The organism is Pseudoalteromonas luteoviolacea NCIMB 1942, assembly GCF_001625595.1.
Classification (GTDB): domain Bacteria; phylum Pseudomonadota; class Gammaproteobacteria; order Enterobacterales; family Alteromonadaceae; genus Pseudoalteromonas; species Pseudoalteromonas luteoviolacea_A.
On the sequence record NZ_AUXT01000181.1, the window covers coordinates 18935 to 31260 of the forward strand.

Below are 12326 nucleotides of genomic sequence, written 5' to 3' on the forward strand. Positions count from 1 at the left end.
TGTAAACCCCCTTGACGAATAACCTTGTCATGTTTTCCTGATAAATTGTTTTGTTGCTCGCCAGTATTTTACTGGACCAGGTGATTGATCAGGTTTACACGTCAGACGTAGTCGAGGCTCAGCCGATTGCAAATGATGAAATTGAGCTTGTTTTACCGATATTACGTGCCATGGCTGCCAGTGCGAAAATTGACTTGAAGGGGTTCCCTCAAATCAATACCCGCAATACATCGGTTGTAATACGTCAGCAGGATACGTACCCGTTGCCTGCGCAATTAAGTCAGCAGCTCCAGCAAGGAGAAGTCATTTATCTTGAAACCCAAGAGCAAGTAATGGTTCATCTGTTAACTCGAGGTGGTGCAATTCTTGTGTATCAATATGATAAACATCGTCTTACAGACGATCAAAGCTTAGGCTTAACGCTCTCATTTTATGGGTTATTGATCATCGTTATGATAGCGTTTCTTGCGCCATTTATATGCCGTCTTGTGAAGTTAAGGCAAGCCGCTAATAGATTTGGTGAAGGGCAACTAGATATACGACTTAAGGTCGGTAGATTATGGTATTTGTGTGATATAGAACTGTCTTTCAACCAGATGGCCGATAAAATTAATGTGCTGATGGATGATGTGAAACTGCTCGCTGGTGGCCTGTCTCATGAACTTAGGACGCCTCTGGCGTGTGTTAGAATGGGGTTAGATACGCTAGTCGAAACTGATGATGAAGTGGAGCGATTGCTTCTTCATATGCTTGATTTTGCAAGGCTTCAGCATAGTCTAGATGAAGCTATGCCTGTCACTATCGATGGGCAAAAGATGTTATATAACTATGTAATAGACAAATTTGATGATGCGCTTGAAGTGCAATTGCCAAATACCGCATTTTACATTAAAGCGGAACAAAGCTACCTTTCTATGGCGCTTTCCAACATTGTGGAAAACGCCGTAAAATACGGCCACTCTCGATGTTTACTTAAAGTGGTGGTGGATAAGGAGTACGTGATATTTACCATTAGTGATGATGGAGATGGCATAAACGTACAGCAAAGAGAGGCTATTTTTAAGCTTAAATCAAGGACCTGAGCGTGGCTTTGGCATTGCTTTAGCGTTTAGCGCCAAAATTGTACAGCGATACCTTGGCTCGATTGAAGTAGATAGTTGCCCACAGTTGGGGGGAGCCCAGTTCACCTTATGTTTTTCGAGAATAAATTTATGAGATTGTTATGTATTAACGGCCCGCTTACTTTCTGCTACGAAGCCTTGTTACGTATCGCTTAGCCTGAACATACAGAATTCGTTTTGTGACTGTTTATTCTTTTTTTGATTTTAAATTCAGCGTGCCAAGCTGTTTTTCGATACCGTCAGCAAAGATGAACAATTCCCTTTATGTCCTTTTACAAGTAATATTGTTGTTTCAATTTCGGGTATTTATGGTGTTTAACAGAAAATAAAAACGGTGCTTAAGTGGTTTAGTACGAATTTTAATTCCCTGTTGAACAATCAATTAGGATTTTTGCTCTAATTTATGTTTGACGTACTTGGAACCTTCCTATAAATTCCTTTTTAAATTTACACAAACTGTAGTTACTGGCAAACTGGGTGAAAGCCTAGGACGCAAAGCTTCCGGTCTAAAGGCTCTGTATTTTCATGCAGGCCCACGATAGCGGGGTTGCTTCATAATCATGGAATGTTATGAATACTCATTAAGGAAGTGTGTGCCAGATCTACTCAATATCGCTATATCACTAGCAAATTGAGGTTAGAGATGAAAAACTTTCCAAACAAAACACTTGTGTCGGCACTATGCGCTATCGCAAGCACTTTTCCTTTACAAGGGTATGCAAATGACTTTTGGTATACCTATCTAGAGTCCAGATCTGAGCAGTCGGATCTAAGAGATCCTAATACCAATATCTCGGATGATAAGATCCTTGCAAACTACTCATATGCAGGCTACCAATTTTCAAATCAAGGGATACCCGATGTAGACAGCTTAGAGTATCGCACATTTGATGTGACCGACTTTGGTGCTGATATAAAATTAGGCCAATCTGATAAGCAAGCTGTAAGAGATACGATTGCAGCGGCCGAAAAGTATATTGATGCAGGAGGAAGTGGTGCAATTATTTATTTCCCCAATGGAATATATGATTTAAATACACAAGCTGATATTGCTCTCCTTGATATGTCCGATACTGCCGTTGGCAGAAAAAGCCGCGCGAACGCATCGATTAAGTTGTCTCGCGGCAATATGATTTTACGGGGCGAGAGCAAGCAAAGTATTTTATATATGGATAAGCACCTTGATTTGGTTTATCCATCAAAAATGTGGACAAGCCCCTATTTATTCGAAATAGGGTACAACTACGACAACCGTGACCCTCGTGTTAAGGGAGTTAGCCAAAAAAAAGTGTCTCCCAGTGGCGAAAGGTTTATCACAGATATAATTTCTGCACACCCCAGACACTCAACTCGCTCTGTACGAGTGGGTGATAGTAGCTTACTGAAGGTAGGCCAGTGGGTTCAATTATCTCGCTTTGACCCTCGTGAAGAAACGATTGCCAAAGCGTTATCACCTTACAAATTAGATGGTAAGTGGGGGCTAATTAAAAAAGGATTGCGCTCCCAAGAGTACCATCAAATTACAGCAATTGACGGTGAACAAATCACGTTTGCTGCACCAATTCATCATGAGATTCAAAGTGATGGATACTGGGGGCTAAAAAAGGCAACGTTAGTTGAAAATGTCGGTATTGAAAACCTGACTATCCAAGGTAATTGGCAGGCCAAATTTAAGCATCATTTAAGTGGTGTACATGATGGTGGTTGGAGTGCGTTGCGAATTTCTCGCGTGGCAAATGGCTGGCTGAGAAATGTTGATATCGTCGATGTAAACCAAGGTATTACCGTGGTAAATGGTGCAGCGATGACGCTGAAAGACATTAAATTTACCGGAAATCCAGGACATTTAAGTCTAGATATAAACTCGTCTACCCATGTGTTGGCTCGTGATATTGACGACCAAGCCGAACATTGGCATGCAGCTGGATTTTCACATAAAGCTGCGGGCAACGTGATTTCTGGTTCAACGCACTCAGAGAAACGCTTTCACAACTTACATGCAAATATGCCATACAGTAATCTCATTGAGAACAGTAAAGGCGGATGGAACTATGGATTTATGGGTGGATCTGAAGGGTCTCAGCCAAACCATTTAAAGCACTTAGTATTTTGGAATGTGACAAACACCGCACAAAATGACGAGATCGATAAGTGGGCATTTATGCGTCATGACAGCAAGTATGGTCGAGTGATCATGCCATATGTTGTCGGCTTAAACGGCGCAGGCTTCAATGGCTTTGAGAGCCAACAAAGATATGATGCGAGCTTGGCTAATGTGCCACAAGCTCATATACAGCCAGTAACTGATATTGTGAGTCTGTATGATGCACAATTAATGCAGCGCCGCTGTGCAAAGCACGTGACTGGAGATGGTTTAGTCGGCGCATGGTCTCTTGTACAAAGTGTGTGCGACCTTTCAGGAAATGGTTTACATGGACAAGCTTATGGCGACTATCAAGGGTCATTTAATGGTTCCGGTCAGCGTGTAGAGCTGGGCGATATTGATCATTTCAGTCGCATTGAGCTGGAGTTTAAATACGAGACTTGGAGTACGAAAAAAGCTGGTTTTGCTTTATCTAAGGGTAATTATGGCACTCAAAATCCATTCTACATTCAGGTCAATAAACAAGGTGTGATCAGCGCACGTGTTAATGGACAAGGTGTCAATGCGGGCATTTATGCAGATGGCAATTGGCACAAACTTGTTATGCACCTCAATGGGAACTTGCTTTCATTACACATTAATGGCCACTTCATCGGTTCAAAGGAAGTTGTTCTTCCTGAGCAAAATGATATTCCACTGAGTGTCGGTTCTCCTGTAAAAGGCACTTACCCTTTTATCGGTGAGATTAAAAACGTACATGTTTTTCAATGAAATAAATGAGCGTGTTGCTCCGTGTGGATAGCAAGCGCTTGTCCAAAATTTAATGAATCCAACCTGTAAAGGTTGGTCAAAGAATGATTCAAGGTAATTAACAATGGCAACACTACCCCCTTACAAAAAGTATGCTCTAATTAGCCTAGCTTTAGTATTTGGCTGGTTTTCAACATTTGCTTTTAACGGTATCGAAGTAAACGAAACTTCTATGTATTGTTTAAAATTGAAAGATAAAGCAAATATGGATTTATGTAATAAAGTGACTCTTTAATGTCTCATTTACTTAGGCCTGAAATTTAATATTTCGGGCCACTTTATTTCACCTGAGCCACCCCTGTGCTGCTTAATAGACTTTTACTCAAACATTGCAACTTAGCACTGAATGTTTCGCTTACCCTCCAACACTTTCTTACAATCAAAGATTATAAATGTGCTATTTTTGTACACTTAAAACTGGATTAGGGAGAGTCAACTTTTGAAAAATTTAATTGGTCTTCAATGCATTACAGCGCTGTTGTTTGCGACAGGCTGTGTGTACTCACCTAAAAAGCAAGTTTACTACGATGAGACCTGTAACCTTGAACGAGAGGTGACCGAGGTGTCGTCTGACTATTTGTATAAACCCGAAGATGGTCAATTACCAGCTATCAGCAGTAACTTACTCATTCCTGCTGTCATAATGGTATCATCGTCCATTATTTCTGCTGTTGCTTATGCATTCAATAACTCAATTGAGTCAGTTGAGCATAGAAAAGCTTGTTTGGATAAAGGAATAAATCCGAGAACAAAGAAGCCATTTCACCCGATTGATAAAGTTGAACAAAGCCAGTGTATAAGTAACGATTTATGTGCGATTGAAAGGACGTACTAAGGGATGTAAAGGGGGTTTACATCAAACAGGAAAAGCCGCATAAGCGGCTTGTCTAGGGGTAATCAACATCAAGTTTTGGCTTAGTTTAGCCTTCGTTTTCTAAAAGTTTGCCTTTACCTATTTCTATCTTCCTCGGCTTTAGTGCCTCTGGAATTTCTCTTTCAAGGCTAATCATAAGCAAGCCATTTTCTAATTCTGCGCCAATTACTCGTACGTGATCTCCAAGTTGAAAACTCTGCTCAAAGTTGCGTTCGGCTATGCCTTGGTGGATAAACTTACGTTCGGTTTTGTCTTCTTTATTGGCTTTTTGGCCTTTTATTCTGAGTGTATTGTTCTCAGACTCAATGTGTAGCTCATCGTTGGTAAACCCAGCGACAGCCATCGTAATTTGGTACTTATCTTGGTCTAAAGCTTCAATATTGTATGGTGGGTAACTTGCTTGCTTACCATTGTGTGCAGCACGGTCCATAAGTGAAGCTAAGTGATCAAAACCGATGAATGAACGATAAAGTGGAGTTAGGTCTACGTTGCGCATAATAATATATCCTCATTAAAGCGATAATGCTTGTTTACTCTTCTAATGAACCAGTAAACAAGGTTAATAACAGTTTCTTAATTTTTGGTTTGGGACCCTGTCGGCGTCCTCAATACACTATCTATGGACGGGCAAAATGATTTTCAAGAAAATAAAGTAAAAAAACTAAAAAAAATTGAAAAGCCCTTATACCGGGCTTTTCAAGAGGGGTAGATGATGTGTTGAAGTGCTATTGCAGCTTTGATTGTCCCGAATATACGGTAAATTGTTTGCCAATATGTATCTGGTCGTTTTTAAATCCAACAAAAGGTACATGGTGCCATTTTGCCGTTAAACGTTCATGGTTGATATCTAAGGTAACAAAGCCTCTGTTAGCCAAATCTACATAACGTATGTGGGGGTTTTCTGGCATTAAAACTTTGCCGACATCACCTACAATTTGTTGCAACCCTGGTACTGGAATCGAGGGAGAAGTTACTGACGATGTGACTATCTCTACAGCAACTGCTCCATCATGGGTAAAGCGGTTATATTGCCGCCCGTCATAAGGGTCTTTACAAATATTAGCCGCCCATGATGAGTGCACATCGCCTGTGAGTACAACGACGTTGTCGATATTGTTGGCCTCAATAAAATCGAGTAACCTTGCTCGGGCCGCTGGATAGCCGTCCCATGCATCTGTATTTATAGGTTTACCCAACATCTGAATTTGCATCATTTGTACTTGTTGACCCAACAATAGCCATTTCACACCTTGGCGTTTGGCGTCTATTAAATTGTCTTGAAGCCATTGCTCCTGCTCATAGCCAAGTAATGAACGCTGCTCCTCAAGCCTGACCGGATCGTTGACTTCTACTTGCTTATCGCGACCAATGAAGCGAGTATCTAGCATGTTGAGCTCGGCTAGATCACCGAACTTAAAACAGCGGTATGCTTTTTCACGGCTGAGACTATTTGGCTCTCTGATTGGCATCCATTCGTAATAGGCTTGAATTGCCGCTTGGCTGCGCGCTTGCCAAGTGCCCTCGCCTTCATTGTGATTTTCGGCACCACCTTGCCATGTGTCATTAGTAAACTCGTGGTCATCCCATATGCAAATCATGGGGTGTGTTTGGTGTAGTGTCTGTAGGTCTTCATCTGTCTTGTAGCATGCATGGCGCTGTCGATAGTCAGATAGGCTAACCATTTCATGTGCTGGTACTACTTTACGGTTCCAAAGAAATGGGTTGCGATATATGTCCTTATTACCGTATTCATACAGGTAATCACCTAAATGTAGTACCGCGTCAAGATCGGAGATTTCAGCGATTCGTGCGTAAACGTTGAAGTAGCCATAGCTAAAATGAGAACAAGAAGCCATGGCGAGTTTTATATTAGAGACATTGAATATGGGGAGCGTTTTGGTCCTACCAACAGGTGAAATTAAGGGGCTGTCTAGCTCATCAATAATAAATCGGTAAAAATAGCGGGTATTTTCACGCAGTCCCGTGGCATCTGCTTTTACAGTAAAGTCGTTTTCTTGAGAGGTAATTACATAGCCTGAGGCGACTATAGAAGAAAAGTTGGTATCGGAGGCTAGTTGCCAATTAACCTTGACGGTTAGTGTCTCTATATCGACTTTGTCACTTATTTCTTTGGGTATGGTGATTCGAGTCCAAAGAATGACGCGATCATCAAGCGGATCTCCACTGGCAACGCCATGACTAAACGGGTTTTCTGAAAATGTACAGCCGGATAATGAGAGTGTTAACGGCAAGCTGGACAGTACGACACCACCTTTGATAAAACTGCGACGGGATATGTTCATAAGTAATTACTCTAACTTTTGCTTTTTTACATAGTTAATATGCAAAAAGTTAAAGTTTGATTTCATTTATATGATTTGAACGCTTGTTTAGGTTGTTTAAATGCGAAATTGTAAATTATATATTTGGGAAGATTAGTTATTAATAGGAGAGGTGTTGAAGCTGTATTAAGTGTGTATATTTATTTTTACAATTATAAGTTTATGTATTATATGTGAATTTTATAAATGATAGTTTTTTACTAGTTATTTTTCACCTTTTACTTCGTCTTACTTTGAGTAACTGTAATTCAATTTTGCATTGTAAAAAAAGCAACTTTACCAGTATGAATAGCGCGGTGAGACTAGAGTGAATCTCTTGTTTAACCTGCCAATTACACTAAACTTTAACAATAAAAGTAAAAATGTGATTCAGAGAGTTAATCTCTAAATCACAGTGAAATATCGTGGTAGTAATATACTCACGTTCATTGAGATAAATAATATGATAAAAAATCTGCGAACTCCCCTTTTTGTTCTTCCTTTGATGCTGGTATCCAATTTGGCAATGGCTGATTGGTCTAGCACTATTTCAGGCGCATCGGACTATACATTTAACGGTATTAGCCAGACAGAAAATGATTTTGCAATTCAAGCGAGTCTAGATTATAGCGACACAAAAACGAACTGGTACGCAGGAGCTTGGGCATCAAACGTTGATTTTAGCGATGGCACTGATGTTGAAGTTGATATCTACTTTGGGCGCACTTTTGATTTAAGTAGCACTTGGAGCTTAGATGTTGGGATTGCTTACTATAGCTATTATGGAGGGGATGATTCCAGTGATTTAAACTACCCAGAGGCGTATACGAAATTTGGCTACGAAAATGCTTTGGGCCAAACGAGCTTTAACTTTTTCTATAGCTGGGATTATGCAGGCACAGAGGCAGGTCATACGATTACGTCTCTTTCTCATGCTTTTTCAATTGCAGAAAATCATGACATCACTGTCAGTTATACTGTTTCAAACTCTTTAGATGGTGACAAATTTAGCTGGGATGGTAGTGATACATCTTATCACTATTATGAGCTGGCTTATTCAACCAGTATTTCAAACTTCGACATCGAGATTGCCGCGCAGGATACGTCAATAGATTCTGACACATCTGACGAGCGAATTGCATTTTCAGTTTCTCGAACATTTGACCTTTAATGAATATTTATTGGCCATAAAAAAGCCAGCATAAGCTCAATGCTGTTCGATTTAGAGGAGCTGCTTTGCGATTAACAGGGTAACGGCTTTTATTCATCTTAACGACCCTAGGTCTACTTGGCCTAGGGCGTTTTTCTTTAAAGAGTACCGTCAAGCCCGCTCTAAGTGCACACTAACCACTAACCAAAGCACCATATCGCTGGGAAGTCTGCGTCTTCTGATTGTCACTTTAGTTGATAATTCTGCTGCCTGTGCAACCCACTCAACAGGAATGTGTTCACACAATGTAGACAGTTGAGCCAACTCTAGTGATGAATCATTGATAACACGTTGAACAAATAAGTGTTTGCCATAAAAAACCCGTAATCAGAAAACTAATTACGGATTTTTCATGACCTTTTGGATTGGTCAACTGATCATTTTCTTAATAGATCAGCATTGCAGCATAAGCTGGCTTTTTAGTAATACGAGTAATTACTTTTTAACGATTGCGTTGTGATAAACGTTTTGTACATCATCACAGTCTTCTAGCATCGTTAAGAACTTTTCAAAGTTCGCTACGTCGTCTTCATTTTCGATTTCAACGTGCGTTTGTGGGATCCATGTGATTTCATCCACTTCAAACGTAATGCCTTCAAAAGCTTCAGTCAGTGCAGTTTTGGCTTTGAAATACTCGGTATTTGGTGCAAATACTGACACTTTACCATCTTCAACTTCTACGTCTGTGACATCAACGTCCGCCATCATCAGTGCTTCTAGTACTGCTTCGTCATCATCTCCGGCAAAACCTAAAATAGCGAAGTGGTCAAACATATGTGCAACACAACCAGGGCTACCAATCTTTGAATCTGTTTTGGTGAATGGCAAACGTACATCTTTGATAGTACGGTTTGGATTATCTGTTAAGCAGTCAACTATAACCATACAGTTACCCGGTCCATAACCTTCGTAACGTGCTGGCGAGTAATCTTCACCTGCGCCACCAGCTGCTTTTTCGACTGCTTTTTCAATAACGTGTGCAGGAACTTGATCTTTTTTAGCTTTTTCAATCAAGCGTCGAAGGGATAGGTTTGTTTCAGGATCTGCACCGCCATTTTTTGCTATAACGTAGATCTCTTTACCGTATTTAGAATTGACCTTGGTTTTTGCCGCTGCCGTTTTTGCCATGGCGTTTTTGCGGACTTCAAATGCTCTACCCATCTTAATTCTCGTTATTTGAAATTTTAATGGCCAAGATTCTAGCAAGACTAAAGGCTTTGGGCTATACCCTATTGGGTTTGAGGTGAGCTATCTTCAAGATTAAGTGTCAATTTGGCCTTTTCATTCAGGCCAGTTGATGTATTGCTTTTACGTTAATTTGCTCAATCAATGCGGAGAACAGGCTCCAATCTGATAAAATACAGTCTGCAAAACGCGCGTACTCAGGCATTTCTTGTTGAACAAAAAGGCAAGACATCATGTTGGCATTATGCGCAGCCTGAATGTCGTATAAGTAATCTCCTACATACATACATTCGTTACTCGGTAAGCTCCAGTGTTCAGCAATACCTTGCAGCGCCGACGGATCTGGTTTGGCAGGGGCATCATCTCTAGTTACTATAATATCTATAGGCATATTACAGCGCTGCAGTTTAATTTGAGCAGCCTTTGTAAAATTTCGCGTCACAATTGCCAGTTTAAACCCTTGGTCAAATAGTGTGTCAACTGCTTGTTGGGCACCGGGTATGAACGCGCATTGGTTGGCATCATGTAGTTCGTGTTGATGTATGAGTGCCATGGCTTCTTCACGCATGTACGGAGATGGAAGTGAGTCGACAAACTCTAGTAGGTCATCTTCTCTTTGACACCCTAGCTGCGCTTTCATCATTGCAAAATCTAAACTAGAAGTAACTAGTGTGCCATCCAAGTCGAATATAATTCCTTTGATCATGCGATTCTTACCTCTTATTCCATAGCAAGACTACAGTGTCTGCTTTAAACATAGAATACGCGAAATCAGGTTGCAAAGATCACAGTTAAAAATTGTTCGAATCGTCACTGGCCTTACCATTTTGTCAAAACCCTGACCTTAAAGAGCTTATATTGTTGGCTTACCGTCAGTTGATTATTGTTGTTGGTTTATATAAGTTCAAATTATCTTATTTGTAAGTGCTTACATAGCTAAAATTTAGCTTTCGACCAATTATCTCCATCCACCTTAGCCGTGGTTTTTCGGTTTTAACTATACTTTTTGTATTTTTATCAGTGGTTTTATATCTCATTTACTGCTGAGATAGTGATTATGTGATATAAAATAGTGTAACTCGAACGATATAAACTTAACTATTACATAAGTAGAGGTTATGTATAAAGAGCTGGTTAATGTTTCTGGGCTGCGAATGGTTGAAGCCGCGGCGAGACTGAAAAGCTATAGTAAAGCGGCTGAAGAACTCCATGTTACACAGGCTGCGATAAGCCAACAAATTCGCAAGCTTGAGGGGCAGTTAGGGTGCAAACTGTTTTATCGTAAAGGTCGAAAGATGCATGTTACTCAGCAAGGTACTGTGTTGCATGAGGCTATTTGTATGGGGTTCAATAGCATTATCGAAGGGCTAAAAAAATTCAAAGTGAGCCTCTTGCCGGTGAGCTAACGATTACAACAACACAGTCTTTTGCCTCTTTAGTACTTGTACCTGTAATGTGGAATTTTGCGCGACTTATCCTGATATCACATTGAAAGTACTTACTTCTAAAGAAACTGAGGATTTGCGCCAAGGAAAAGTGGACGTTGCTATTCGTTATGGTAGAACTCCTTATCCTGAGTATCATTGCGAGGTTTTATTTGACGACCCTATTGTGCCTTTATGCTCCCCTAGCGTTGCAAAACAGTTGGATACAGAAGAACCAAGCAGTTTAAAAGGTTGTTGGTTGATAGATTATGCTGCAAAAGAGTATTGGCCTGAGTGGTTTGAACGTCTATCTATTGATCTAAATATCACTCATTGTCAGGTCTTGCGTGTAAACAATATCGATATTGCCATGAGTGCGGTGCTTGCTGGGCATGGTGTTTGTTTGGGCTCAGCCAAACAAGCTGCTCATTATATAGAGCAAGGTATGCTAGTTCAGCCCTATGCATACGGGCTTGAACCTGGCACGCAATATCGCCTTATGTATGATTTGGAATCGCCACGAGTGCTACGAATTAAAACATTCAGGCGCGAACTTGCGTGCGTTTAACTTTTCATTTGAACTAGTTTATCGCATAGTATTTGAGTAAATTAGCTCAGCGTTATTAAAAAATAAAAAGAACAAACAACATGATTTACCTAGTCACGACCGTGGTTTTGATATTTTGCAGTAGCATATTATTTATTCCTAAGCTCAAGCATTTCACACATCGCAATGAGTTGGCAAGTAACTTTGTTTTAACTCTAGTCGCAACCTTAATTGGTGTATTACTGGCGATTACGATCAGTAACTATGACGCGAATGAGAAAGAGCGAGAGGATTTGATTAAGCTACTCTATGCGGCAGAAGCCGTCGTTAAAGAAAGCCAAGATTACAGCATTTTATTGCTCGAGCATTACCAAGAGCGTTTAAGTGATAGTGTCAGTAAAGAAGCAAAAGCCGCATTTTTTGAGAAAAATCCACTGGTATATCCTGAATATTTAGACGCGCTGATGTCACAACATATATTCATTAAAAACCTATCCCAAGAGTCTCTGACCGAGTTGAGCGAGAGATTAATCGTGATGAAACGAGCAAAAAGCATCATGCCAGAGCTATTTGTCAAAAGCACTTCATATGTATTGTACATTTTGGAACAAGAAAGAAGGTATCAACAAGGAGAGATAACCTTACTTGAACTAGAAACTTTGCTCGATCTCAAAGAAGATGAAATTGATGCTAGGCCATAAACATGTGCGAATATGGCCGACCCCCCCGT

Annotated in this window: 12 protein-coding genes, 1 pseudogene and 1 riboswitch; of the genes and pseudogenes, 8 read left to right on the forward strand and 5 right to left on the reverse strand. The window is 40.4% G+C overall.

Translation table 11 applies throughout. The features are described 5' to 3' along the window. Positions 1-80: 80 nt before the first annotated feature. From N482_RS15935 to N482_RS15945, 4 genes are all read left to right on the forward strand, one after another. On the forward strand, positions 81-1082 hold the full coding sequence (locus N482_RS15935) for an ATP-binding protein (RefSeq protein ID WP_063377972.1): 1002 nt from the start codon (positions 81-83) through the stop codon (positions 1080-1082). A gap of 496 nt (positions 1083-1578) precedes the next feature. After that, a riboswitch (cyclic di-GMP riboswitch) is annotated at positions 1579-1676 on the forward strand. Between the two features lie 88 nt (positions 1677-1764). Further along, entirely contained in the window at positions 1765-3996 is a 2232-nt protein-coding gene (locus N482_RS15940; RefSeq protein ID WP_063377973.1) for a DUF4955 domain-containing protein, read from the forward strand. A 103-nt stretch (positions 3997-4099) separates the two neighbouring features. Continuing rightward, positions 4100-4270, forward strand: coding sequence for a hypothetical protein (locus tag N482_RS24920; protein WP_155730609.1), 171 nt, complete (start codon positions 4100-4102; stop codon positions 4268-4270). Positions 4271-4474: 204 nt separating this feature from the next. Beyond that, positions 4475-4870: a hypothetical protein gene (locus N482_RS15945; RefSeq protein ID WP_063377974.1), complete on the forward strand. Its 396-nt coding sequence runs from the start codon at positions 4475-4477 to the stop codon at positions 4868-4870. Positions 4871-4955: 85 nt separating this feature from the next. Here the strand turns inward: N482_RS15945 and N482_RS15950 are convergent, their stop codons facing one another. Further along, the gene (locus N482_RS15950; protein WP_063377975.1) at positions 4956-5405 is read right to left on the reverse strand and encodes an Hsp20 family protein; all 450 of its coding nucleotides are present in this window, start codon (positions 5403-5405) and stop codon (positions 4956-4958) included. Positions 5406-5634: 229 nt separating this feature from the next. Beyond that, a complete protein-coding gene (locus N482_RS15955) occupies positions 5635-7212 on the reverse strand; it encodes an alkaline phosphatase D family protein (RefSeq protein WP_063377976.1) in 1578 nt (525 codons plus the stop codon). A gap of 481 nt (positions 7213-7693) precedes the next feature. Between N482_RS15955 and N482_RS15960 the strand changes: the two genes are divergently transcribed. Beyond that, on the forward strand, positions 7694-8401 hold the full coding sequence (locus N482_RS15960; RefSeq protein ID WP_081227994.1) for a TorF family putative porin: 708 nt from the start codon (positions 7694-7696) through the stop codon (positions 8399-8401). A gap of 156 nt (positions 8402-8557) precedes the next feature. On the opposite strand, the pseudogene N482_RS24415 reads toward N482_RS15960, so the two are convergent. The 3 genes and pseudogenes from N482_RS24415 to N482_RS15970 all read right to left on the reverse strand — a co-directional run. Further along, positions 8558-8725: pseudogene (locus N482_RS24415) on the reverse strand (transposase domain-containing protein); the annotation flags it as partial. A 150-nt stretch (positions 8726-8875) separates the two neighbouring features. Beyond that, positions 8876-9601 (reverse strand): YebC/PmpR family DNA-binding transcriptional regulator, encoded by a 726-nt coding sequence (locus N482_RS15965; protein WP_063377977.1) that lies wholly within the window; start codon positions 9599-9601, stop codon positions 8876-8878. A 124-nt stretch (positions 9602-9725) separates the two neighbouring features. Further along, positions 9726-10331, reverse strand: coding sequence for an HAD family hydrolase (locus tag N482_RS15970; RefSeq protein ID WP_063377978.1), 606 nt, complete (start codon positions 10329-10331; stop codon positions 9726-9728). 412 nt (positions 10332-10743) lie between these two features. Here N482_RS15970 and N482_RS24420 point away from each other — a divergent pair, with 412 nt between their 5' ends. The 3 genes from N482_RS24420 to N482_RS15980 all read left to right on the forward strand — a co-directional run bounded on the left by N482_RS24420 (position 10744) and on the right by N482_RS15980 (position 12297). Continuing rightward, positions 10744-11031 carry a LysR family transcriptional regulator gene (locus N482_RS24420; protein ID WP_081227998.1) on the forward strand — a complete coding sequence of 96 codons (288 nt, stop codon included), beginning with the start codon at positions 10744-10746 and terminating at the stop codon, positions 11029-11031. Between the two features lie 49 nt (positions 11032-11080). Next, complete coding sequence (locus tag N482_RS24425; RefSeq protein WP_081227999.1) at positions 11081-11617, forward strand: LysR substrate-binding domain-containing protein; 537 nt, start codon at positions 11081-11083, stop codon at positions 11615-11617. A gap of 80 nt (positions 11618-11697) precedes the next feature. After that, positions 11698-12297, forward strand: coding sequence for a hypothetical protein (locus N482_RS15980; protein WP_063377979.1), 600 nt, complete (start codon positions 11698-11700; stop codon positions 12295-12297). The last annotated feature ends 29 nt before the right edge of the window (positions 12298-12326 follow it).